General features: G+C 34.8%; 22 protein-coding genes. 13 read left to right on the forward strand and 9 right to left on the reverse strand.

All coding sequences use genetic code 11. The features are described 5' to 3' along the window. Positions 1 to 25: 25 nt before the first annotated feature. Both FA048_RS10445 and FA048_RS10450 read right to left on the reverse strand, forming a co-directional pair. Positions 26 to 1300: a M16 family metallopeptidase gene (locus FA048_RS10445; RefSeq protein ID WP_136840585.1), complete on the reverse strand. Its 1275-nt coding sequence runs from the start codon at positions 1298 to 1300 to the stop codon at positions 26 to 28. Then, positions 1293 to 2531, reverse strand: a complete 1239-nt coding sequence (locus FA048_RS10450) for a M16 family metallopeptidase (protein ID WP_136840587.1) — start codon at positions 2529 to 2531, stop codon at positions 1293 to 1295. Before FA048_RS10450 ends, FA048_RS10445 begins: the two co-directional genes overlap by 8 nt. 130 nt (positions 2532 to 2661) lie before the next feature. Here FA048_RS10450 and FA048_RS10455 point away from each other — a divergent pair, with 130 nt between their 5' ends. The 9 genes from FA048_RS10455 (at position 2662) to FA048_RS10495 (ending at position 15099) form a co-directional block, all read left to right on the forward strand. Beyond that, the gene (locus FA048_RS10455; RefSeq protein ID WP_136841298.1) at positions 2662 to 3786 is read left to right on the forward strand and encodes a CofH family radical SAM protein; all 1125 of its coding nucleotides are present in this window, start codon (positions 2662 to 2664) and stop codon (positions 3784 to 3786) included. Between the two features lie 329 nt (positions 3787 to 4115). Next, on the forward strand, positions 4116 to 5366 hold the full coding sequence (locus tag FA048_RS10460; protein WP_136840589.1) for a 6-bladed beta-propeller: 1251 nt from the start codon (positions 4116 to 4118) through the stop codon (positions 5364 to 5366). Positions 5367 to 5369: 3 nt separating this feature from the next. Next, the gene (locus tag FA048_RS10465; RefSeq protein ID WP_136840591.1) at positions 5370 to 8195 is read left to right on the forward strand and encodes a TonB-dependent receptor; all 2826 of its coding nucleotides are present in this window, start codon (positions 5370 to 5372) and stop codon (positions 8193 to 8195) included. 87 nt (positions 8196 to 8282) lie between these two features. Next, positions 8283 to 8789, forward strand: a complete 507-nt coding sequence (locus tag FA048_RS10470) for a hypothetical protein (protein ID WP_136840593.1) — start codon at positions 8283 to 8285, stop codon at positions 8787 to 8789. Positions 8790 to 8802: 13 nt separating this feature from the next. Next, positions 8803 to 9309 carry a hypothetical protein gene (locus FA048_RS10475; RefSeq protein ID WP_136840595.1) on the forward strand — a complete coding sequence of 169 codons (507 nt, stop codon included), beginning with the start codon at positions 8803 to 8805 and terminating at the stop codon, positions 9307 to 9309. Between the two features lie 108 nt (positions 9310 to 9417). Further along, positions 9418 to 10200 carry a LytR/AlgR family response regulator transcription factor gene (locus FA048_RS10480; RefSeq protein WP_136840597.1) on the forward strand — a complete coding sequence of 261 codons (783 nt, stop codon included), beginning with the start codon at positions 9418 to 9420 and terminating at the stop codon, positions 10198 to 10200. 40 nt (positions 10201 to 10240) lie between these two features. Continuing rightward, a complete protein-coding gene (locus FA048_RS10485; RefSeq protein WP_136840598.1) occupies positions 10241 to 13129 on the forward strand; it encodes a sensor histidine kinase in 2889 nt (962 codons plus the stop codon). A 560-nt stretch (positions 13130 to 13689) separates the two neighbouring features. Next, complete coding sequence (locus tag FA048_RS19720) at positions 13690 to 13908, forward strand: hypothetical protein (protein ID WP_169306853.1); 219 nt, start codon at positions 13690 to 13692, stop codon at positions 13906 to 13908. Between the two features lie 72 nt (positions 13909 to 13980). Next, complete coding sequence (locus FA048_RS10495) at positions 13981 to 15099, forward strand: GNAT family N-acetyltransferase (protein ID WP_136840600.1); 1119 nt, start codon at positions 13981 to 13983, stop codon at positions 15097 to 15099. Here FA048_RS10495 and FA048_RS10500 read toward each other — a convergent pair. The 7 genes from FA048_RS10500 to FA048_RS10530 form a co-directional block, all read right to left on the reverse strand. Continuing rightward, positions 15080 to 15427, reverse strand: coding sequence for a helix-turn-helix domain-containing protein (locus tag FA048_RS10500; RefSeq protein ID WP_136840602.1), 348 nt, complete (start codon positions 15425 to 15427; stop codon positions 15080 to 15082). The two genes, FA048_RS10495 and FA048_RS10500, sit on opposite strands and share 20 nt — an antisense overlap. Before the next feature lie 37 nt (positions 15428 to 15464). Then, positions 15465 to 16817: a UDP-N-acetylmuramate--L-alanine ligase gene (locus FA048_RS10505; protein WP_136840604.1), complete on the reverse strand. Its 1353-nt coding sequence runs from the start codon at positions 16815 to 16817 to the stop codon at positions 15465 to 15467. Between the two features lie 37 nt (positions 16818 to 16854). Continuing rightward, positions 16855 to 17697, reverse strand: coding sequence for a 50S ribosomal protein L11 methyltransferase (gene prmA / locus FA048_RS10510; RefSeq protein ID WP_136840606.1), 843 nt, complete (start codon positions 17695 to 17697; stop codon positions 16855 to 16857). Then, positions 17697 to 18458: a triose-phosphate isomerase gene (tpiA, locus tag FA048_RS10515; protein ID WP_136840608.1), complete on the reverse strand. Its 762-nt coding sequence runs from the start codon at positions 18456 to 18458 to the stop codon at positions 17697 to 17699. The genes prmA and tpiA overlap by 1 nt, the downstream gene beginning before the upstream one ends. 472 nt (positions 18459 to 18930) lie before the next feature. Then, positions 18931 to 20106 carry a putative sugar nucleotidyl transferase gene (locus tag FA048_RS10520; RefSeq protein WP_136840610.1) on the reverse strand — a complete coding sequence of 392 codons (1176 nt, stop codon included), beginning with the start codon at positions 20104 to 20106 and terminating at the stop codon, positions 18931 to 18933. Positions 20107 to 20177: 71 nt separating this feature from the next. Then, positions 20178 to 20426, reverse strand: a complete 249-nt coding sequence (locus FA048_RS10525) for a type B 50S ribosomal protein L31 (protein ID WP_131554097.1) — start codon at positions 20424 to 20426, stop codon at positions 20178 to 20180. A 623-nt stretch (positions 20427 to 21049) separates the two neighbouring features. Beyond that, the gene (locus FA048_RS10530; RefSeq protein WP_136840612.1) at positions 21050 to 21250 is read right to left on the reverse strand and encodes a hypothetical protein; all 201 of its coding nucleotides are present in this window, start codon (positions 21248 to 21250) and stop codon (positions 21050 to 21052) included. Positions 21251 to 22302: 1052 nt separating this feature from the next. Here FA048_RS10530 and FA048_RS10535 point away from each other — a divergent pair. The 4 genes from FA048_RS10535 (at position 22303) to FA048_RS10550 (ending at position 26253) form a co-directional block, all read left to right on the forward strand. After that, on the forward strand, positions 22303 to 22872 hold the full coding sequence (locus FA048_RS10535; RefSeq protein WP_136840614.1) for a hypothetical protein: 570 nt from the start codon (positions 22303 to 22305) through the stop codon (positions 22870 to 22872). Positions 22873 to 23142: 270 nt separating this feature from the next. Next, complete coding sequence (locus tag FA048_RS10540; RefSeq protein WP_136840616.1) at positions 23143 to 24762, forward strand: amidase; 1620 nt, start codon at positions 23143 to 23145, stop codon at positions 24760 to 24762. After that, a complete protein-coding gene (locus tag FA048_RS10545) occupies positions 24759 to 25334 on the forward strand; it encodes a Crp/Fnr family transcriptional regulator (RefSeq protein ID WP_136840618.1) in 576 nt (191 codons plus the stop codon). The genes FA048_RS10540 and FA048_RS10545 overlap by 4 nt, the downstream gene beginning before the upstream one ends. Positions 25335 to 25395: 61 nt before the next feature. Further along, positions 25396 to 26253 carry an acyl-CoA thioester hydrolase/BAAT C-terminal domain-containing protein gene (locus FA048_RS10550; protein WP_136840620.1) on the forward strand — a complete coding sequence of 286 codons (858 nt, stop codon included), beginning with the start codon at positions 25396 to 25398 and terminating at the stop codon, positions 26251 to 26253. Positions 26254 to 26319 lie beyond the last annotated feature (66 nt).

Raw genomic sequence — 26319 nt, forward strand, 5'->3', positions numbered from 1 at the left:
TTAAAAGTTTAAGTAATTTGAAAATTTATTTTTTCCCTACAATAACCTTTGTCATTGCATTCCAATCTAAATAGGTATTAGCAACAACTTTTATTTCTTCTGGAGTTATTGTTTTTACTGTATGAATGTATTTACTGTAATAACTATAATCTAAACCAGAAAAATAGAGGTTTTTAAATTTGTCGGCGTGAGAAAATGCATTTTCTAAACTGCCCAACATTGAACCCAGCATATAGTTTCTAACTAAGTCCAACTCTTGCTCTTCAACAAGATCAGATTTTAAAGTATTGATTTCTTTTTCAATTTCTTGTAAAGCGCTACTACAAACTGCAGTTCCAACTTCTGTTGCAATAAAGAAATAACCTGCATCTTTTAAAGAGGCGATACCAGAACCAATCCCATAAGTATAACCTTTATCCTCTCTAATATTAGCCATTAATCGAGAACCAAAATACCCACCTAATAGTGTGTTTAGTATTTGAAGTTTTGGAAAATCTTGATGCTTTCTATTGACAGTTAAATTACCCATTCTAATGGCAGACTGAACTGCATCTTCCTTTTCAATGTAAATCTCTTCACCACTGCTAGCATTAAAACTAAATTGATTGATTGTAGACGGACTATGATTTTCCCATGCTTTACCAAAAAACTGATTCAACAACTCAAATTCTTTTTCCTCAAATTTACCAGCGGCAATAATTGTACAGTTTTCTGGTTTATACGCGGCTTTAAAATAAGCAACAAGATCATCTCTTTTTAAAGCGTCATAATCTTCAAGTGTGATATCAGCTCCATAAGCTGTATTATCAAAAACTGCATTTGCGAAAGTTTTACGAGCTAAGAAGTCGTTCTTCTGTAAGTTTACCTGTAACTTTTGTTTTTGGTTCTGAATAAAAATATCTAATTCTTGTTGAGGGAAGATACTTTCATTAAAAATAGACCAAACAATTGGTAAAACCGAAACTAGGTGTTTATTTAAACTATGTAGCGTAATGGTAGTTTGATCGGCACCATATTCAGTCTGTAAAAAAGCACCATAGTAATCTACCTTTTCTGCTATCTCTTTAGCAGTTAAAGTTTTGGTACCATTATTAATTAAACTATTTACGGTAACTGCTTGCAAAGGCTTAGCCCTATCGTAATTTACATTTTGAAATATAAATTCAATACGAACCAATTCTTGCTGGCCTGCATTTACAGTAAAAACCTTAATACCATTAGCCAATTGCTGTGCCTTCGGTGCAATAAAATTGATGTCGTTTACCTGTATAAAATCAGGAGCTAGAGTACGATTAAGCATTGGCTAAATAATATAAAGTAGAAGATTTTTCTTTTTGAAAGGTGATTTTTGCAGCTTCTTGAATTTGCTCAGCTGTAATGGCCAAATATTTATCAATCTCTATATTTAGCAATTGTGCATCACCTAATAGTTCATAATAAGCCAAATTCATTGCCTTATCCAATAAATTCATCTCAGAAAAAACCATTACAGATTCGGTTTTATTTTTAACCTTAGTCAATTCATCGTCAGACACTAAGCTTGTAGCGATCTTTTTCAATTCTGTCCAAATTGCTTGTTCAGCAACGTCCATATCTACCCCAGCAACTAATTTTCCTTCAACAATAAACAGACCTTCATCTAAACTGCTAGAGATGTAGGCGTTGATATCACTAAACAGTTTTTGCTCTTTCAATAAGCTGTTGTATAAACGAGATGAATGCCCTTGAGATAAGATATCCGAAAGCAAATCATAAACCTGGTAGGTTTGATCTAATCTAGCAGGCATTTTAAAAGTAATATAAATCGCATTTAGAGGTACATTGGCATTAACTGTAAGTGTTCTTTCTTCAGTTTGTGGTAACTCTTTGGGCAAATTTCTATTGTATTTATCTCCCGCTGAGATAGGTCCAAACCATTGTTCTGCCAGAATTTTAACCTCTTCAGTTTTTACATTACCACCAACAACCAATATCGCATTTTGCGGATTGTAATGTTTCTTAAAAAATGCTTTTACATCGTCCATTTTAGCGTTTTCAATTTGAGCTAAATCTTGCCCAATTGTAGCCCATTGGTAAGGGTGGGTTTGATAGGCTAACGGACGTAGCTTTAACCAAACATCGCCATAAGGTTGATTTAAATAGCGTTGCTTAAACTCTTCCATTACCACATTACGCTGTGTATCTAAGCTCTTTTCAGAAAAAGCTAAGCTTAACATTCTGTCACTTTCTAACCAAAAAGCAGTCTCTATATTCTCTGCTGGTAAAGTGATATAATAATTAGTAATGTCGTTACTTGTAAAAGCATTATTCTCACCACCTACACGCTGTAAGGGTTCATCATAACTTGGAATATTTACTGAGCCACCAAACATTAAATGCTCAAATAAATGGGCAAAGCCTGTTTTCCCCTGCTCCTCGTCTCTTGCCCCAACATCGTATAAAATATTTAAAACTGCCATTGGTGTAGTTGGATCTTCATGAACCAAAACTTTTAAGCCATTAGCAAGCGTAAAGCGATTAAAATCTACCATATAATTTTTTAGAGCCGTAAAGATATAATAAATGATTATACAGATTAAAGGATTACATACATTTGATACATTTTTACAAACCTTAAACCATCTATCCTCTAGCTTCAAGCGTTTTTATTTATCTTTGTACATGAATACTGCCGAATTATTACAGAGGGCTTTAAAATTCGACTTTTTAACTAAAGAAGAAGGCGTTTTTTTATACCACAATGCAGAAACTGCAGAGTTGGCTTATGTTGCAAATGAGTTAAGAAAAATTCAAGTACCTAGTGGAAAGGTGACTTGGCAAATTGACCGTAATGTAAACACTACCAATGTTTGTATTGCCAACTGTAAATTCTGTAATTTCTTTCGCCGTCCAGGTCATGATGAAAGTTACATCACAGATATTGAAACCTATAAAGTTAAAATAGAAGAAACCTTTAAACTAGGCGGAGATCAACTTTTGCTACAAGGTGGGCACCATCCAGATTTAGGCTTAAGTTTTTATGCTAACCTATTCAAAGAATTAAAAGAATTATACCCAGATTTAAAACTACATGCATTAGGTCCACCAGAAATTGCTCATGTAGCTAAATTAGAAGGCATTTCACATACTGAAGTGCTAAGAGCATTGAAAGCAAATGGCATGGATTCATTGCCTGGAGCTGGCGCAGAGATTTTAAATGATAGGGTAAGAAGATTAATTTCTAAAGGTAAATGCGGTGGACAAGAATGGCTTGATGTAATGAGAGCTGCCCACCAATTAGACATTACCACTTCTGCTACCATGATGTTTGGCCATGTTGAAACCATTGAAGAACGTTTTGAGCATCTGGTATGGATTAGAGAAGTGCAAAGCGAAAAGCCAGAACACGCTAAAGGATTTTTAGCATTTATACCTTGGCCTTTTCAGGATGATGGCACTTTATTAAAGCGTTTAAGAGGAATTAGTAACAATGTTACTGGTGATGAATATGTTAGAATGTTGGCCTTAAGTCGCATCATGTTGCCAAACGTTATAAACATACAGGCAAGTTGGTTAACTGTTGGTAAAGCAGTGGCGCAAATGTGTTTACATGCTGGTGCTAATGATTTTGGCTCTATCATGATTGAAGAAAACGTAGTTTCTGCAGCAGGCGCACCCCATCGTTTTACCGCAGGTGGTATTCAAAGCGCAATTAAAGAAGCTGGTTTCGAACCACAATTACGTGGACAGCAATACAACTACCGTGATTTGCCGACCCAACTTGAGGAGCAAGTCATTACTTATTAATACCAAGTTCAGTTTTACAATCTGTTAAATTAACTTCTATGCTTAGCAGAAGAAGGTTAGTAGCTTTGGCTAGTCTAGCCCTTCTTTTCATTATATCTCATAGCAAATCAGACTTTCTATTCAATAACGTTTAGTTAACAAAGTTTAGCACAGCTTGGGGGTTAGTTCCTTGGCATATATAAAAAGGTTGACTGATTCTCTGCCTCCAACATTATCAAAATGTTAAAAATTGTAAAACTTATTACATTAACGTTCTTTTTAGTTATAATTGGTTAACGAAAAAATACACACAAATTTCCCCATCCTAACCGAATAACTATTACCGCTCTATGAAACCGCTCAAGCTGTTCCTCTGTATCTTATTAGCTACTCAATCCCTAACCTTATTAACTTCTGCACAAACTGGTAAAATAGACAGTACTAGTATGGTTACTTTAAGAATAGACCCTCAAAGTGCAAGAGGGGCTGCTATTTCGCAAATTTTTGATGAAGTAAAATTTATCCCACTAGAAACTACAAAAGAAAGTTTATTTGGAAATATTGCACAACTAAAGATAGCTGGCAATAAGTTTATTGTTTATGATTACGATACCAGATCTATCCTACTCTTTAGTGATGAAGGAAAGTACATTAGTAAAATTGATGCTACCAAACTTCAAACTGATAAAGAGGATAAAGAAAAAGCACAATCTTATGGTTTCAGAACCGTAAACGAAGATGGTAATGATTATATCATCATCTTCACCGGTAACAATGTTCAATATTTTACAATGGATGGTAAGTTTATTAAAAAAGTAAAAAACTATAGCTATTCTGACGAGATTACAATGTCTAATGGTGATATCCTTGCAAAGCTAGGCATGTATATTAAAAAAGGCAAGGACAGTACTTTTTACAAGTTAAACGTCATTAATAAAATTAAAAAAGACACTATTGGTTATTTTAAATTTGACACTAAATTATACGAAACGGATGATTGGTATGGTGATGGGGGAATTAGTCAATACGCTCCTAATGAAGCATTTTGGAGTACTTTTTATGATTATAACCTATATAAAATAACACCAGATAAAGTTTCATTGGCCTATAAATTCGTACTTCCTGCCATTAATACTTTACCTAAAGATTTTTTAACCAATCCTATCTATGTAAAGAAAAGGTTTGACTACTTCGAAAAAAACAAAAAGGTTATACATGGTTTAGGGAAGAGCTATCTATTAGGAGATAACCTCTACGTAAGGTTTTCAAACGTTTTCTGGGACAAAGACCAAAAGAAAAACTTAATTTATAATATCAAAACAAGCGAATTGATTTCTTTTCAAGATTTAGAGCCTGATAGTCTTTCTTTTTTTTTACCAATTACTGATTCTGGCTTTGGTTATGATTTTGAAAATCGTGGATTTTTGGCATTTGAGGGTGGAAAGTTTTATACCAGCTATTCTTCATTAGCTATGTTTGCTTTTAAAGAGCGTAGCGCAGGTAAGACAATAAAATATCCTCAACTTTTAGAAAATTACTTTAAAACTGGCGACAGAAAGAGTAACCCAGTATTAGTAGTCTTCAAACCAAAAACCAAGTAATCTATGCGCTTTCTCCTCATTTTAACTATAGGCATAGTATGTCTATTTTCTTCATCATCTTATGGGCAACAGGCTGCTGCTGCGCCTACCACAGGAACCATCAAAGGAATAGTTCGCGATACCACTCATAATTATGTGTTAAAGGCTGCTACTGTTTCCCTTTACCGAGCAGATAGTTCCGTTTTAAATTATCAATTAAGCAACAATTATGGTGAGTTTAAATTTACCAATGTGCCAATTGGGCAAATATTACGAATAGATGTAAGCAATGTAGGGTACGAAACATTCCGTCAAAAAATAACGATTCCGAAAGGAGAAAGCATGCTCGATTTAAAAACTTTGGTGATAAACCCTAGAAATGAGACTTTAAAAGAAGTTGTAATCAGCATACCACCAATAACATACAATAACGATACCTTAGAAATAAATGCAGCTGCATTTAAGTTAGACTCAAATGCAACTGTTGAGGATTTGCTTAAAAAAGTACCAAACATTACAGTTTGGGGCGATGGAGTTATTACGGTTAATGGTAAGGAAGTTAAAAGTTTATTGGTAAATGGTAAACAATTTTTCGATGGAGATAATAAAGTAACATTACAGAACATACCGAAAAATGCATTGGAGAAAATCCAGATATTTAATAATGCCGACCGTAATAATCCACTGGATAGTAATTTGGTAGCCAACTTAAAGTTGAAAAAAGGAAAAGATAGGTCTTACTTTGGAAAGATTGGAATTGGATACGGAACCAATGACCATTACCAGATTGACGGAAACATTAATTTTACTACGCCAAAATTACAACTTTCGCTTATTGGCGCCACAAACGATGTTAACAAAACGCCAAACGACATTAACACTTTAGTTCGTAATAGTACCTTTAAAGGCACAGGTACCAGTATAGAATATCAACCAGATTTTAGGCAGGTAGGCATTAATAAGGGAACTGTAGCCGGTGCCAAAATGAGCTATAATTTTACCCCAGACACTAAAGAATGGAATAATAAAAGTTCCGTAAGTGCAGATTATTATTTTAAGAACATAGAATCAATTAACAATTCCCAAAATCAGACTATTACCACACTATCAACTAATAATAAGATATTCTCTTTTTCAGAAAATGCTGCTGTTAACAATAGCGAAAGTCATCGTCAAAATTCACAGTTCAATTACTTTAAAAAGAACCATCAAATTGATATTAGTGAAACTTTTACCACGGATAATAGTAGTGGTATACAAACCAATATTAGAAATGCTTCTGATAACAACAATCAAATAACCAGTACGAATAACGGAAGCAGTACAAATAATTCTGACAATCAAAATTTTAATTTAAGGGCAAATTACAGTTATAACAACTACAATAACTGGAAACAACGGTTTAAGGGCTTTAATTTAAGCTATAATCTAGCTATGAATAACAGAAATTCTGATAGAAATGAAATTACAGCTTTTAGAGATTTGTTAACACCTACCTTAAATAGAGATTTCAATAGAAATTATCAAACCAATACTAAAAGCTTTAATCAAAACATCAATTTAGTAGTTCGCGATTTGAAGTCGTTATTTTTTGGCAATAAAAACTTCTCAAACTTTAATGGAGAATTATCAGCAAAGCTTGATTTAGATAATAATAAAAATAAGAATCAGGTTGAAGATTTGAATGGAAATACCTACAAACCAAACGATTACCTATCTAACGATTTACAGACAAATCAAGCGATATTTACACCGGGGTTTTCTATATCGAAAAACTTCAGTAAGAATTTAAGCAACCGTTATAATAAAAATTTAAGTATTAGATTAACTGCTGCCCAACAACTGAGTTACCAAGACAATAAATCAATAAAGAGCTTTCAAAACATCAACAGAAATTATAACAATTTTGTTCCAATGGCTAGTATTTCTTATTATAACTACCAGTATGGGACACATTCAACAAACATTTCATTAACCTACAATACAACAATTGCTATTCCTACGGTTAATCAATTAGCACCCTTAACAGACAGTACCAATTTATATAATTTGCAAAGAGGAAACATCAATCTGGTCGAAGCAAAAACTAAATCTTTAAATTTGAGCCTATATCGTAATGATATGCGAAACAAAAATACGCTCAATTTTAGTGCAAATGCATCGATTGGTTTAATTGAGGATGCCATTATTGATAGTTCTTTTATTGATGCCAGAAATAGAAGAAACAATTATTTGGCAAATGCTAACGGTAGTAAATACGCTCGCTTATACGGAGATGTGCGTAAATCTTTAAAGTTTAAATCTGCCGAACTGAAATTTGGCTATACCACTAGCTTTAATATCAATCGTACACCAAATTACTTAAATGGAGTTTTTAACTTTTCTAACAATACCTCAACAGAAAACAAAATCTCTACTAACTTTACTTTCAAGGATAAATTCGCTTTAGAAGGCACTCAAAGTATTGGAACAAGTTCATCTAAGCAAAAATCATTAAATACAGCTTATAAAAACGTAACGCTTACCTCTAGCTTAAGCACTAACTACAATTTCACCAAGAAGTTTTCTTTAAACAGTAACATCAGTTTAAATAACAACAATCCTTCTGTTGGTGAAACCGTAAACTTTACCATTTGGAATGCAGAATTCAACTACCGTTTTACAAAAGGTAACAATGCAGAAATTAAGCTATCTGCATTAGATTTATTGAAGCAAAACAGGGCAATATTTAACTTTGCAGGAACCAATACTTTTACAACTTCTACCAGAAACGTATTGCAACAATATTTTATGGTCACACTTTCTTATTACCCACGTAAGTTTGGAAACAATGCAGCAGTTAAAAAATAGCTTGTTAAGACAAAAATCAATTTTATTTTTTTAATTTGGAGGCAAAATAAGCAAGTTTAAATCTACGCTATCACTCAAAGTTCAATCATGTTAAAAAAATCTATTCTAATTCTATTTCTTTCAGTTCTTAGTGTTTGTGTTAATGCTCAAGAAGGTTGGTTTAAACAAAAAATTAGCGAAAAGGTTAGCGTAACTTTTCCATTAGAACCTAAGAAAATTAATGAGCAAAACTATGGGATAAAAGACGCGGAAGGTGTTGTATATTTAGTTTCATTTGTTGACCTGTTAAAGGCTACAGGGATGCCTTTAAATGAATTCAATGAAAAAATTAAAGCCCAGCAATTTGCAGATGATTTTATGGGAGGTTTAACACCAACTATGCCAAAGTTTATCTTTAAAGCTGCTAAAATCTCCACCTTAAAAGGCTATACCGCTTATCAAGTTATTGGAAGGGATGAACCAAACAAATCTACAATTGCGATGAATATTGTTTTTGTAGATGGGATTGCCTATAGCATCACAAATATTATTACTGATGGAAAAAACACTAAAAACAGAGATATATTTTTAACTAATATTTCTATTACCAAATAACTAAGAGCTACCTATGGCTATAAAAAATACACTAATCGTTCTATTCTCACTAATCAGTCTATTTGCAAAAGCACAAACCGGTTGGGTTAAGCAAAAATTTGGCGAAAAATTAACAATTAGCTTTCCTGCAGAAGTAAAAAAGGTATCAGAATCTACATACATAGCTAAAGATAGTACCGGAACTGTTTATGGTGTGGTAATTATGGAAATTGACCAAAGCGCATACCAAAGCACATTAAGCTCAGACACTCTTTTGGTTAGACTTAAGTTTATTGATGAAGTGGTGGCCAGCATCAAAGCAAAAATGCCAAAATATGAAATAGGTGATGTAAAAATTAGTGAAACCAACACTATAAAAACCTATGCACTTGAAGGCACAAACCCCGAAAATAAATCTACCGTATACTTAAAAATATTTTTAGTTGGTGATGTATCTTATTCCTTAACCTGCTTTGTACCTCCAGGTTTAGATACCAAAAACAAAGATCTATTTCTTAAAAACTTTGCTATAAGTAAATAAGTTTGGTATTAATGACTGCATTTTCACCGCTTTTCTAATAAATGCACAGCAATATTTTCGGTTCCCCCCATTTTTTTGATAAATTGAGCCGTACTTAAAAAATATACCGTGTTAAATGCAATTATTGTAGATGATGAAGAATTTGCTCGTTCATCACTTTATTTCCTTTTACAACAAAACTGCGAAAGTGTAAATATCATTGGTATTGCTAAATCTGTAAATGAGGCAAGAACACTGTTAAATCAGCAAAATGTAGACCTCATTTTTCTAGACATTGCCATGCCTGGAGAAAATGGTTTTGAATTAATCCCTCAAGTTCAACAGACCAATGCTTCTGTAATTTTCACAACCGCTTATGATCAGTATGCCTTAAAAGCGATCAAAGCAAATGCGCTAGATTACTTATTAAAACCCATAGATATTGATGAATTAAAAGAAGCCGTTAATAAAGCCGTTAAATATATCAATCTCAATAAAGCCGAAAATAACAGAAATGAGAGCCTAAAAAACTTAGCTAACGATTTAAGTGGCGATAAAACAAGCATACAAAAAATAACATTGCCAAGTGCACAGGGTTATAAACTAATTGATATTGATGACATTATCCATATTGAAGCCGATAGCAATTACTCTATCTTTAATTTAACCAATCTAGAAAAGATTGTAGTTTCGAAAGTATTAAAAGATTACGAAGAAATTTTACCAGAAAATAGATTTGTAAGAGTACATAAATCTAGCATCGTAAATTTAAAATTCGTGAAAGAATACAATTCTAGAAACGGTTTGCAAGTTTTACTAAACAATGGCGAAACTATTAATGTATCTAGAAGAAGAGCTAGTGATTTTTTCGATAAAATAAAAGCATATACCAACATACAAAGTGAGAATTAAGTATCAATATCTTATACTGTTGCTATTGGTGGCATTTATAATGTCAACCAAATATGGCTTTGCACAAACGGCATATTTACCTCATTATACCACAAAAAATGGTTTACCAAGCAACAACTGTTATTATACTTTACAAGATAAACGTGGGTACATTTGGGTAGCTACAGATGCCGGAGTGAGTAGATTTGACGGTACAACCTTTGAATCTTTTTCTGTTGATGATGGTTTGCCCGATAACCAAATTTTACAACTTAGAGAAGACAGAAAGGGCAGGATTTGGTTTTTATCTCTTGGGGGGCAATTGAGCTATTTTTATAATGGTAAAATTTATAATCCAGATAATGACAAACAATTAAAAAAATTAAACTTTAATGCTGTAATTGTATCTTTTTTTGAAGATAGCAAAGGCAAGATCTGGTTTGGTACCAATAAAAATATCATTGGCGTTTGGGATGGCGAAAACCTAATTAAATACAGTTCTACCTATAATGAAAGTCAATATGCAAATGCCTATATCCAAGAAGACAAACAGGGCAATATTTGGGCTTACAGTACAGAAGCAGTTTTTTTGTTTATTAAAAATAATTTCGTTTTAATAGAAGACAAAACATTGCCATTGTCTTATAAAACCTTGATAACAAGAACTGATAAATCTGTTTATTTTTTAGACAATAAAGGCCTAAACATCAGAAATGGTGCATTTAGCAGTTTGGTTTTAAACATCAATCCAGACTTATTAACCAATAGACCAGGATATATTTATGTTGATGAAAAAGGGCTTTGGTTAAGTAACAATAGCGGTGTATATGTAATTGGTTTTGATGGTAAAATAGAACAGCTGCTAAAAGATGTCGATGTTAATCAAGTTATAAAAGACAGCAACCAAAATATTTGGTTCACCACCAAAAACGGCATTTATCGCCTCCCTGACAAAAAAGAACGTCTTTATATTTTTAATAAAGCAAATGGACTAGACAATGAAGTTATTAAAAGTATCACCAAAGATGCCAATGGCAGGTTGTGGATGGGGTTAGGTAACAATAACATCAATATATTAAATCTAAGAAACAAAACGATACAAAAGATCAACATTCCAGACCAGAAGAAATACAATATAATTAAACAATTAACTTTTGACGCAAAGAATAAACAACTATTCTTTGCTTCAGATTATGGTGTTGGAGTAATAAAAGCAGCCTATCCGGCAAAAACCGAAATTAATTATCTTAAAGAAACTAATAATTCTGTTTTTGTTGTTAAAAATTTCAGTATAGATACAACTAGCAAACTAGCCCTATCACTTTCTTCTGGAGTAGTGATTATCAATGATAGGTTAAACAAATTCGAGTTTTCGTCCTTAAACTATAAAGAAAAACAAGATTACTTTAAAGATCGATCTTACCGTGTTTACTATGATCAAGCTCAAAGCCTTTGGTTTTCTAACACTAGCGGCTTAATCGAATTTAACAAGGGTAATTTGTATAAATATTATGAAACCTATCCTTTGTTATCCAAACGGATAAACGACATTAAAGAGCTTAAAAACAATGTTTACGCTATGGCCACAGATGGCTATGGCATTGCCATTTTAAAAGATGGAGTTCTATTTAAAAGAATTACGCTAAAGGATGGCCTAAACAATAATATCATTACAAAGCTATTTGTAAAGGGCAACTATTTATGGGCAATTAGCAATACAGGCATTAACCGCATTAACATTCATAATAACCAGTATACGATTAACTCATTTGATTATGCAAACGACTTATTATCAGATGATTTAAATGACCTTTACATTGATGCCGATATTGCCTATTTCGCTACAAACAATGGTTTAGTTTATTTCAGCTACAACAAAAAGACACAACAAACCCAAGCCCCTAAAATATACATCTCTTCTGTTAGTGTAAATAGAGAAATGCTCGATTTAAGTGCAGATAACTTCATCCTCAAGCCAGATGAAAAAAACATTACCTTCAATTATAGTGCTATCGATTTTAAAAACCGAAAAATAACCTACCGCTATCGGTTAAATGATGATGACAATTGGTCTGAAACAAAAAACCGCAGGCTTGATCTTTCTTCATTAGAGCCTGGTACTTATACTTTTGAGGTAAGTGCAAAAAGTCAAGATAGTGAATGGAGCACACCCGCTAAAATCAATTTCGTTTTAGAAAAACATTTTTGGCAAACTTGGTGGTTTTTAGTGATTATGCTGTTAATTGGAGCCTACTTGTTATACATTATTACAGTTAAAATTACCAAAAGACAAAAGAACAAAGAGCAAGAACAGCTTTTATTAAAAAACAAAATCTTAATGCTAGAGCAACAAGCTTTGCAGGCGATGATGAATCCACACTTTGTATTTAACGTAATGAATTCTATACAGCATTACATTAACACTCAAAATACGTCATCAGCTAATAAAATATTAACTGGTTTTGCAAAGCTGATTAGAAAAAACTTAGAAATTTGTACAAAGAGCTATATCAATTTAGAAGAAGAAATAGAGTATTTAAACCTATACCTAAGCTTAGAGAAGAACAGATTTGGCGACAAATTCAAGTACAGCATTACTGTAGACCCACAAATTGACAAAGAAGAAACCTTACTTCCATCTATGCTCTTGCAGCCTTATATAGAAAATGCAATTTGGCATGGTATAATGCCTAAAGAAGATGGTGGCGAAGTTAAGTTAGCTATTAGCCAAAAGGATGAAGATTACCTTTGGATTAAAATCATAGACAATGGCATTGGTATTAAAAATTCATTAAGCACAAAAAACACAGCACACCAAAGTAAAGGAATGAACTTAACACAGGAAAGAATCAATTTATTAAACCAGATTGAGGCAAAACCTATACAATTGTTTGTAGAACAGAACGGAAATAGTGGTACCACAATCACTATTTTAGTCCCTTTAAATTAAAATTTACCGTTTACTCAATTATTACTACCACTTACTAAGTATTCTATGTTCACTCTAATATTAGCATTAAACTTGTTATAAGATATTAAACAAACAGTAATGTTTGTTTCAAAAGCGTTCTTATAGGATTGACAAAAGATATTTTTTAACCTAACCTAAAACTATATCTCAATTCAGGTTTCATTTGTGTGTTAAAAGCGTCCCAATTAAATTGAGACGCTTTTTTTGTTTAAACAATCTTGATCACGCATTACTTTACACAACCATTGTTGGATTTTAAGGACATATTCACTTTTGGATCCACGACATTTGCTCAAAAACTTAGAAAATCTTACATGAAAATGTACATATTGTTTACATTTCATTTATTCAAATATCATCATTTAGACCTAACTAGCTGCGTTTCAGCCAAAGAAAAAAGTAAAAAAAACTTTCATGAAAAATCTTTTTGTTTTAATTTTGATGTAAATATTAATTCTAAACAAACAGGCTTCTTTCTATTAAAAGATTTTTGTAATTTAGAGTGCCATTAATACTTTCCTACTATTAATTTTTGTTTTATGAAAGCGCCAAAAAAACCAACAGGTAAAGACATTGTTAACAAGCCACTTTCTAGTAAAGAGGATGACGATGATGAAGACGACGACATGCTAGACAATGAGGGTCTGGACGAGGATGATGATGTTGAAGTTGAAGAAGTGTTCGATGTGCCAATAGATGATTTAGACACATTCGACGCCTTTGATGATGATGACGATGAAGACGACGATAGATACTAATTAAGATATAAAACCTATATTTAAAAGCATCCTTTATTAGGGTGCTTTTTATTTTAAGACATATTTCTACCAATGAAGATTGTACCTGTTAAGGATAAGCAAAGTAAAAGAGAATTTCTAGATCTTGTAAATAGTATTTATGCTCATGATAAAAGCTGGATTCGTCCGCTAGATACAGACATTGAAAAAGTATTTGATGCAAAAAGCAATCCTTTCTTTAAACATGGGCAATGCACAAGGTGGATTTTAACAGACAACAACAATCAAACTATTGGCCGTGTTGCTGCATTCATAAATGATAAAAAAGCCCACAATTATGAGCAACCAACTGGTGGAATGGGTTTTTTTGAATGTATTGACAATAAAGAAGCTGCATTTTTACTTTTTGATACCGCTAAAAACTGGCTGCAAGAAAAAGGAATGAAAGCGATGGAAGGTCCTATCAATTTTGGAGAAAATGATACATTCTGGGGTTTATTAGTTGAAGGTTTTACGCCCCCTTCTTATGGAATGAACTATCACCTACCCTATTACCATCAATTTTTTGTTGATTATGGCTTTATAACTGCTTATGAGCAATTAACTAATCATATTAACCTTACCATTCCTTTTCCGGCAAGGTTTACTAAAATTGCCAATTGGGTGGCTGCAAAGCCAGATTACACTTTCAAGCACTTCGAAAAAGCTAATGCCGAAAAATACATCAATGATTTAATGGAAATTTACAATGATGGCTGGCAAGATTTTGAGAATTTCGTTCCCATTAAAAAAGAAACACTGAAAGAAAGCTTTAAACAAATGGAAGTAATTATGGACGAAAACTTAATTTGGTTTGCCTATGCCAACGGAGAGCCAGCTTCTTTTGTAGTAATTATTCCAGATGCCAACCAAATGATTAAGGGCTTAAATGGCAAACTGGGTATAATAGAGAAGCTAAAATTTGCGTATAAACGTTGGATTGGGGTTAAAAGAATGCGTGCCATTGTAATGGGTACAAAAATATCCTTCCAAAAACTTGGCTTAGAATCTGCACTATTTATTAAACTTGGCGAATATGTATTACCAAAAAATCAATATACAGAGCTAGAACTATCTTGGGTTGGCGATTTTAACGATAAAATGATCGCCATACACCAAGCAACAGGTGCCACTTTTGGAAAGCGACACCTAACTATGCGTAAGGTTTTTTAGCCATACCTCTAATCTCTTCGTAAAGATCAATCACTTTTTTCTGAAGCTTAATGATTTCATCTTCTTGAAGTACAAGTTTATCTCTCAGTACACCAATTTCTGTAGAACTACCAGCATGTAAATTCTCCGCATCTTTAGCAATAAGTTGGAGGCTAGAAACATCAAATAACCTAGCAATTTGATCTAATCTCGATATATTAACATCTGTAATTCCCGTTTCAATTTTAGAATAAGCAGGAATAGAAATTTTTAATTGTTGGGCCACATCTGCTTGGCTCCAGCCATTTTTATGGCGCAGTTTTCTAATATTGTTACCAATGATATTCATTAGGTTATTATTTGGTTCTAGTGTATGTTTCTTGTTTTTAAACATCCAACTCTAATGCCAATTTAACCAAATCCATGCCGCCAAAATTCCCAGAACTCATCAACAACAAGTTGGTATTTTCGAAATTCAGACTTCTCAAATAACTTTCTAATGCACCAGCTTCATTAAAAAATTTAATATCTTGATCATTAAAAGATGTTTGAACATCAGTCTGGTCTAAAGGCTCCATTTTCTTGTGCTTAAACGTTTTTTCGTCTATATAAACAATCGCAATATCTGCTTCGTTCATTGTATCACGATATTGTTCTAAAAACGTTTTGTTTAAGCTACTAAAAGTATGTAGCTCAATACAAGCCACTAACTTTCTATTGGTAAATTGTGCCTTTACTGCATCAATAGTGGCTTTTAACTTAGATGGAGAGTGTGCAAAATCTTTATAAACACTCGTTTGGTTTTTACTATTTAACAACTCTAAACGCTTCGCTGCGCCAGTAAAAGAAGAGATGGCAGCATTAAAATCAACTTCATTTATACCGAGTTCTTTACAAACTAATCTCGCTGCATTTAGATTCATTAAATTGTGGTCGCCAAACACTTGTAAAGCGGTATGTTGAGGCAAAAGATAGGTAATGCCATCTCTCACTTCATGTGCCGGAATAGCATAAGGAATCTGCTCAACATTTGCTTTTGAGTTAAGCACAATTTTCTTTAACTCTAAATCATTTTCACTATAAATTAATTTTCCTTCGGGCAATATTGTCTCAATAAATTGAGTAAACTGAGAAATATAATCCCCAAACGTTGGAAACACATTAATATGGTCCCATGCAATGCCGCTAATCACTGCGATATTTGCTTTATATAGGTGAAATTTTGGTCTCCGATCAATCGGCGATGCTAAATACTCATCTCCTTCTATAATAATTACTGGAGCAGAATCGGTTACTTTAACCATGGTTTCGAAACCGGCTAACTGTGCACCAACCAAATAATCAAAATCTCTGTGGTAAAAATTCAATACGTGTAAAATCATAGAAGTGATCGTAGTTTTACCATGACTACCGCCTATTACTACACGCAGTTTATCTTTAGATTGTTCGTAGATATATTCTGGATAAGAATAAATTTTTAAACCCATTGCTTGCGCTTTCAACAATTCCCGATTATCCAATCGGGCATGCATACCTAAAATTACCGCATCTAAATCTGGAGTGATGTTTTCTTCAAACCAACCAAATTCTGTAGGCAACAAGCCATAGTTAGCAAGCCTACCGCTAGAGGGCTCAAAAATCACATCATCAGAACCAGTTACCTTAAAACCCTTTTTATGTAAAGCTATAGCCAAATTGTGCATGGCACTCCCACCTATAGCTATGAAATGTATTCTCATATATTATAATTAGCAAATTCACTAATTAGCTAATTAGCTAATTTAATTTAACAAACTTCGCTGCTACCCAATCTCCTATTTTTTTATGATCTACATAATTTAAATTAAATTGAAGGCAATGCGCCTTAATCATCTCCAAATCTGGTGTTTCATAAAAACCACTAAAGAATATATTGCCATTTGGTTTTAAAACCGCAGCATAACTTTCAATCTGGTCTAGTAAAATATTTCTATTGATGTTCGCTAAAATAATATCGAAGTCTTGTGCAGGAATTGTTTCCTTACTTCCACAAAGTGAGGTAAGGTTAGTAATCTCATTTAAAGCAGCATTTTCTATCGCACTACGGTAGCACACTTCATCATTATCTATGGCTACTATCTCTGCAGCTCCTCTTTTCGCAGCCAAAATCCCTAAAATTCCAGTACCAGCACCCATGTCTAAAATCACTTTATCTTTTATGGCTGTTTCCAAAATGTAAAGCATCATCATGGTTGTAGTTTGGTGATGACCAGTGCCAAAAGCCATTTTCGGATCTATTACAATCTCATACTGATATTGAGGTTGGTGTTCGTGAAAAGTTGCCCTAACGTAACAATCCTCATTAATCACTAGCGGACTAAAATTCTTTTCCCACTCTTCATTCCAGTTTTGGGCTGCTATTGAACTTACCGTATACGTGTATTCTAACTCACCCTCAAAACCATTTAGAACATCAACCAATTGCGTTTCATTAAACTGATTGGCGATTATAAAGGCATCAAAACCAGTTTTAGTATCTTCAAAAGTGTCAAAGCCAATATCTCCCAGCGCTGCGATAAGCAAGTCTTGTTGATATTCTTCAATATCAATAAAACTAAAAGCTACTTTTTTATATTCCATTAAGAATTCAAGGTTTTAACGATATCTACAAAATCACGAGATTTTAATGAAGCACCACCAATTAAACCACCATCAATATCTGATTGAGCAAAAAGTTCTGCAGCATTTTTCGGATTGCAACTTCCACCGTATAAAATAGTGGTATCATCGGCAATGTTCATTCCGTATTTCGCATCAATTTTAGCCCTAATAAAAGCATGGATGTCTTGTGCTTGCTCTGGCGAAGCCGTTAAACCTGTACCAATTGCCCACACTGGCTCATAAGCCAATACAACTTTAGCAAAATCTGCTGCATCTAATGTAAACACACCATTTTCTAGCTGACTTTCTAAAACCTGGTAATAACTACCATTATTTCTTTCATCTAAAGTTTCTCCGATGCAGAAAATAGGAGTTAAGTTATTTTGCAAAGCAATTACTGTTTTAGCAGCCAATAAAGCATCAGTTTCAGCAAAATATTGTCTGCGTTCAGAGTGGCCAATAATTACATACTCACAACCTGTAGATTTTACCATTTTAGCAGAAATCTCTCCAGTAAAAGCACCACTTTCATTTTGATGGCAGTTTTGCGCACCAATTTTTACAACACCGGCACCCAGTTGCGAAAGGCTGTTGATATGAATATAAGGAGCGCAGATCACTGCGATTTGATCACCCTTTTTTTCATCTCTAACCATGTTTACAATTTCCGAGAATAAGGATATGCCTTCGCTATAATCCATATTCATTTTCCAGTTACCAGCTATTATTTTCTTTCTCATATTACCTTATTTGTCATCCAGAGTATCACGAAGGATCTCTGAGATGAATATTTATGTGATTATTTTTTTTATTTCTATTTCTCACCACCTAAGTGGACTACTATACCTTAGGTTTGATCTTCGCTACGTTCGATATGACGATTCTATAAACGCAGAGAACACCGAGTATTACACAGAGCGCACAGCGTTTTAAATCGCTTTCAGCTTTAGTCTTTTAGCCTTTACTCTCCTCCAATCAACAACCTTTCCCAAACCCACCTATTTACCCCATAAACCACTGCCTAAGGGCGCGCTGGCCTGAAAGAACGGCGGGCCATGTGCAGGTCTGTGGGCGGAAGCATCGTTCTTTCTTGATTTTTTGTTTCGTTTTTCATCAAGGAAAAATGAAAATGCCCTCGCGGCAAAGAGCGAACACCCAATATTTCAAACACTTCTAAAGATTCCCCAATCCAACTCTAGATAGCAAACCTACCTAAAAATGCCTATACCTCTCAGTCCTTTCAAAAACCTCTGTTAAAATCCTAACCTCAATCTCATCCAACACCATATTCCTACGCTCTAAAACCAGTTTAGCCGTTTCGAGCATCTTTTGTAAACTATACACCTCAAAGCCATGTGCACCGCCCCAGGCAAAATCTGGAATAAAATTACGAGGAAAACCAGCACCAAAAACATTGGCACTCACCCCAGCAACAGTTCCTGTATTAAACATGGTGTTGATGGCACATTTAGCATGATCTGCCATAATTAATCCGCAAAATTGTAAACCAGTGCTACGAAAGTTCTCTTTTTCATAATCCCAAAGCCTAACTTCCGAATAATTATTTTTAAGGTTAGAATTATTGCTATCAGCACCGATATTGCACCATTGTCCCAACACCGAATTACCTAAATAGCCATCATGCCCTTTAGAGGAGCAACCCCAAATTACCGCATTGTTAATTTCACCACCAACCCTACTGTGTGGACCAATGGTGGTTTGTCCATATATTTTTGCCCCCATTTTTACTTGCGAATCTTCACATAAAGCGAAAGAACCACGAATATGGCAACCCTCCCAAACTTGCGCTGCCGCACCTAAGTAAATTGGACCTTGTAAACTGTTAAAAGTAGAGCATTCTGCACTTGCACCCTCTTCTACAAAAATATTGTCGCCCAAAAAAGTATTGGTACTGCTTAACTTGCCAGAAGTACGTCCTTTTGTTAGCAACGCAAAATCTGCAAGCAATTCGGTATGGTTGTTTTTAAATATATCTTCAGGAAATTGAAGATGTGTAAAAGGCTGCTCAAATTTAATCCGATCAAATTTCTCAACCGTAGCCAACTGCAAACTCTCTGTTGAGCTCTCTAAACAAACTGCAAGTAACAAACCCTCAGCATAAAGTGCCTGCGTAGGTTTTAGGTCTACAATGCTTGCTACTAAAGCTTCATTAGGGCAAATTGCACCATTGACAAAAATAACAGCAGCTTTAGCTTTGTATTTAATTTGTAAATAATCTTGTGTTTGAAAGCCAAATTCGGCATTAAGGTGTTTTGCCCATTTCTCAGCAATGGTTAAAATACCAATTCTCAAATCAGCTACAGGTCTTGTAAGGGTGAGCGGTCTGAGCGAGAGCCAAGACTTATCATCAAATAAATTGATCATCATAAGCTACAAAAATAAAAAAAGTCCCGAGCTTATGGCTCGGGACTTTCAAAAATATAATGTTTTTGCTAAAATTATTTTTTAGCGTAACGAGTTTTAAATTTATCGATACGACCAGCAGTATCAACTAACTTCATTTTACCAGTATAAAAAGGGTGTGAAGTGTGTGAAATCTCTAATTTGTACAATGGATACTCATTTCCATCTTCCCATTTAATAGTTTCTTTAGTGTCTACACATGATTTAGTTAAAAACTGATACTCGTTAGACATATCTTTAAATACTACAAATCTGTAGTTTGATGGATGCAAATCTTTTTTCATTTGAATATTATTTAAGTTATTTATGTTGAAACTTTCAAGAACCTAATTGCAATTTGCTGGCAACAACGCTTATGATGTTTCTGATTGTCTTTTCTATCTCTATTTTAGAGGATGCAAATATCTTAATTTTATTTTTGATATACAAATGTTAAAAGGATTTTTTTTATCACTTTCCCTACAATTTTTGATCGCATTCCTTTATTGAACTGCTTTAGTAAAGATTCTATTTAAATACGCTAACCACGGCTGCCAATTGAATATTATGCGTTTTCATTCTTGCCCTAAAAACAAGTGTCCCTCTTCTTCATTCTTTAATTGCTCATGGGCATCCATTTGCTGTTTCTTGCAAACGGGTTTTTACCATAAAGGTTTGTCCCAATGCCACCACTTCTTTAGGGGGGCTGCATTTTGTACAATTACGTAACGAGCATAGCGAAAAAGTTTAATCCCGTCTTACATTGGTCTTTCTGCTCCTTGACCAATCTGAACCATTTCGAGGAAGTTTTAATTAACAAATTTATTCATCAGTAATAACCCTACGATATAAAATTAAAGACCAAAAATTGATAAAAAACAAGATATAAATCTAGACTTAATGGAGAACGGGGTGAAAGTGACAAACATCAAACCCTAATAAAACACACCAATTGCTCCAACGGTATCCCCAAGAAGTCACTCGCTTGGTAAACCGTAGGCTGTTGCCATTTTTTCAATTCAAAAAAATCACGCATTTGCGCCATTAAGTTTTGGCAAGTTCTATCTCCCTTACCCGTTATTGCCTTTAAGTCGGCAGTGTAAAATATCAATCTTTTTAAAGTCTCCATTGTTGTTTCTCATTTGGTAAATGTTAGGTATAACAACACAAAGTTAATTACAATTCAAGCGTTTAGAACACTTCAACGCATTTTTAGCAAAATCAAAATCCGAGAAGAAGCCCAATTATAAATTTCATAATTGGGCTTCTTTAAGCATTGCGAAAATGGTAATGTTTTCTTAGTTCGTTTTCGTTCCAATTTAATCTTTCAAGTCAAAACGCTAAAAAAATACTCATTCCACCGTCGCTTCACCGTCAATCCGATGTCGGTTGACCGTCGAAAAGCCAATTCCGACGATGAACCGACGGTATACCGAGCCTATACCGACGGTGAAAAGGGCTTGGCAAGATCGTGAGAGGGCTAAAGCTAACGTTAATAAACTAACAGATATCTCGTAGCTGCGCTACCGATGTAAAATCGGCACACGTCCTGTCGATATGACGGCAAGAGATTAAGGACTGAGGAATTTTGTTGGAGCAACCCTAAACTGGAGCAAATGCTCAGCAATGACGGCACAGTTTGTAGGTAGCAAACTATCCAGTCCTTCATAACGCAATTACTTTTACTATGACACTGCCCATGAGCGTAGGGCTAAGGCAAAAGCCTGTCCCGACTTACTCCAATCGTGTGGACACATCTCCATTTGGCTTTGTTTAAGGCGTCATTGCCAGCTTGACTGGCAATCTTAATGCTATAGAAGGCCGAATAAGTATACATAACGCTTTACGATTCCCGTTTTCACGGGAATGACGCCAGATTTCTGACTTGTGTCCACACGATAGGACTTATTCGAAAAGCGGGGCAAGCCCAGAGCGTTGGATAAACTTTATATACAAAACCTCCCCCTTACCCCCTCCAGAGGGGGACAGCATAGTTCAAGAAAAGAGTAACTCAGCAAGGTCGAAACACGCCAAAAACGTATAAATGCGCAAAATGCGCCAAAAACGTACAATTGCGTAACACCCCATTTTTACAACCCTCACCTTTACACCATACATCAGCTACCGGTACAAAAACAGGTGTAAATGAATTAATTATTTAAATTTTAAAAATTAGAAATCATGGCAAAATCAGAAAACAATGAAGTAATGTTTGGCGCCCGAGGAAGGGTAGGCAATTTAGTAGTCTTTAAAAACTTTGGAAAAGACCAAACAGTAATCTCCAGATTAAGGAGAAAAGTAAAAAACCCAGTTTATACCGATAAACAGGAAAACGTAAAATACAAGTTCAAAGAGGCAGTAATTTACGCAAAAGGCATCGTCGGCGACCCAGATTTATTGGCCTTTTACCAAAAGTTCGCCAAGCCTGGCACTTCAGCCTACAACTTGGCACTAGCCGATTTCTGTAAGGTCCCAGAAATCAGATTAATTGATACTGATAACTATGTAGGTCAGATCGGCGACAAAATTAGGGTAAGAGCAATCGACAATTTTAGGGTAATGGAAGTAAAGGTCTCTATTCATGATGCTAGCGATACTTTGCTAGAAGCTGGTCTGGCAACGCTAAGTGCAAATAGTGTTGATTGGTTTTATGAAACCATTGTAGCAAATGGCAATTTAGCTGGCACTAAAGTTACTGCCGAAGCAACGGATGTACCAGGCAATACCATTAGCGAAACAGTAATCATCTAAAAACAAAACTTAATCCCTGAGGTATATTTCAGGGATTAAGTTTTCCCTAGATAATTAGGAAATACCTATCAGGTTCACAGCATGATTTCCCCTAATCATTTTTAGAAAAAGATTTAAGTTAACTCATATATCCTTCGTTGCACTCAGATGACAAATCACTTTAAGTTTCTTTTTAACTCTTTGCTCTTTAACCCTCCTTATCTTTCGGACTTTACTGACTTTCGGACTTCTCCCCTTTTCTCCCTATATTTATTCCTCAACCTCTATACTATGAACAGAAGAAACTTTATCAAAAACGGTGCTGTGGCCAGTGTAATTTCAACCTTAGGCGTAGGTACGGCAAATGCGTTAAATAATAATCAGAATATAGCTAACGACTATCGTTTTAATGACGACTTCGACCTTAATGAAGTAACCATTACCCAACTACAAACCATGATGCAAACTGGCAAAACCAACGCCAAGGCATTAACCAAAATGTATTTAAAAAGGATTGATAAAATCGATAAAAATGGCCCTAAATTAAATGCCATTATCGAATTAAACCCCGATGCCCTAGCCATTGCTGCTGCCTTAGATATAGAAAGAAAAGCAGGTAAAGTGAGGGGACCAATGCATGGCATTCCTGTTTTAATTAAAGACAATATCAATACCGCCGACAAAATGCAAACTACTGCAGGTTCCTTAGCACTAGCTGGAAACATAGCAAGCGAAGATGCTTTTATCATTAAAAAATTGCGAGCAGCTGGAGCAGTAATCTTAGGAAAAACCAACCTAAGTGAGTGGGCCAATTTTAGATCTACCCGCTCATGCAGTGGCTGGAGCAGCAGAGGTGGACAAACCAAAAACCCTTACATATTAGATAGAAGTCCGAGTGGATCAAGTGCTGGTTCTGGTACTGCTGTATCAGCAAATCTATGCACAATAGCCATTGGCACAGAAACCAATGGTTCTATCATTGCTCCTTCCTCTTACAATGGCTTAGTTGGCTTTAAACCAACAGTTGGTTTATTAAGTCGTAGTGGTATTATCCCTATCTCTGCTACACAAGATACTGCTGGTCCTATGGCAAGAACCGTAACCGACGCAGCTATTTTATTATCAGCCTTAACCGGAATTGATACCGAAGATGAGGTAACAAAAACCAGTGCAGGCAAAACTTATCCCGATTATACACAATTTTTAAAAACAGATAGCTTGAAAGGGAAAAAGATAGGAGTCGAAAAATCATTTTTAAACGGACATGAGGGTGTAGTTGGTCTTTATAAAACAGCTATCGAAAAATTAAAGGAATTAGGTGCTCAGGTTATAGAAATAGAGCTGCAAAAAGAAATGCGAGCCATTAATGCAAGTGTTTTACAACCTGAATTTAAAGCTGGTGTAAATGCCTATTTAGCCAAAGCCAATGCTAAAGTAAAAACATTAAGTGATGTAATTGCTTTTAACAAAGCAAATGAAGCTACTGCTATGCCCTACTTTAAGCAAGAAACTTTAGAAGCAAGTGATAAAGCCCCAGATTTAGATAGTACGACCTATAAAGAAGCACTTGCAAAAGTTAATTCTTCAAAAAAAATAATCAATGACTTAATGGAGAAAAACCAATTGGATGCCATTGTAGGCACCAGTTTCGGCATTCCTTCTTTAATAGACCTCTTTAATGGCGATTACAGTGGCGGTTTCTACTTCGCTTCACCAGCGGCGATGGCAGGTTTTCCACACATTACGGTTCCTATGGGCTTCATCAATGAATTACCAGTGGGCTTATCCATCATGGCAAGCGCTTATCAAGAACCTGTAGTATTAAGCTTTGCCTATGCATTTGAACAAGCCACAAAACATAGAAAAGCCCCGAAGTTTTTGAAGACGAGTAATTTTTCGAGTGGGATATGACGAGTTCAAAAAACAAATTATTTGCCCATTTCGAACAGTATATTAAGCTAAGTGACGAACTCAAATCGGCATTAGACAGCAGGGTAAGTTTTGTCTCTTTTAAGAAAGGCGAACTTGTACACGATGCCGATAGCGTATGTACAAAATCTTATTTTATCCAAAAAGGGCTTTTTAGAACTTATTTTTATAAAGACGGAAAAGAAATTAGCGAGTACTTTCCGGCCGAAAACGAATGGTGCAATTCGCCTAAAAGTTTGATGACAAGACAAAAAGACATTTATTACATTGACGCCATAGAGGATACAGAAGCATTTTGCTTGCAGGTAAACGATCTTGGTTTTTTATTTGATCACTTCCCAGAAATGGAACGTTACGCTAGACTTTCTATGGGCACCGTTTTTGGACATTTAATGGAACGCATAACCTCTCTTCGTTTTACAACAGCGAAAGAGAAGTATGATCATTTTATTGAGACCTATCACGGCATTCATCACCGTATCCCACTTGGAATGGTAGCATCCTATTTAGGGATTGCGCAAGAAACACTAAGCAGAATTAGAGGTGAAAAATGATTTTTTGATATAGGTCAAATTGTTTTAGGTTACTATACTTCATCTTTGAAAAAAAGAAAGAATGAAAGCAACACTAAAAAAACACCTATTTTTAATTCTGATAATGAATTTTGTCGGAATTTATGCATTCTCACAAGATACATTACACGTTAAAAACGTAGAAGCTATTTTGTACACCGGAACTGGCAAAAACCAACCACTGGTTGTAGGTTTAGGAGGTTCTGAAGGAGGCAATGCCTGGGCAAGCTCCCACTGGCAGAAAACACGGGAGGAATTCTTAGCAAAAGGTTATGCTTTCTTAGCCATTGGGTACTTTGGTTGCGAAGGAGCACCGAAAATACTGGATAGAATTGCCATAGATGATGTTTATGGTGCTATTGCAATTGCAAAAACGAGCAAAAAAATAAACGCTACTAAGATTGCTGTAATTGGGGGTTCGAGAGGTGCCGACTTAGCGTTGCTTTTGGGAAGTTATTATAAAGATATATCGTTGGTGGTGGGAATGTCGTCCAGTCATGCCGTTTTTCCAGGCCACACACAAGAATTTGCCACTTCATGTTGGACTTTTAAAGGAAAAGAATTAGCGTTTATCCCGGTAAACGAAGAGGCTGTTCCATTTTTGATGAAAAGAGATTTGCACGGCACGTTCAAAGCCATGCTAAAAGATACCGTTGCTGAGCAAAAAGCATTGATCAATGTAGAAAATATAAATGGCCCTATCCTATTGCTATCAGCAACAAAAGACGAAGTGATACCTGCTGTAGAGATGGGAAATAAAATGATGTTAAAATTAAAAAGCAAAAATTTTAAATATCCACACGAACATGTAATTTACGAAGGTTCCCATGCCGAGCCAACAAAGCATTTTGATAAGATCTTTAGTTTCTTAGCAACAAATTTTACAAAAAATGACAGATAAACTCATCCACTTTGCCATCCATATCGATGATATATCTTGCGGAAAATTTTTGTGAGAACGTTTTTG

The organism is Pedobacter polaris (genome assembly GCF_005116505.1).
GTDB classification, from domain to species: domain Bacteria; phylum Bacteroidota; class Bacteroidia; order Sphingobacteriales; family Sphingobacteriaceae; genus Pedobacter; species Pedobacter polaris.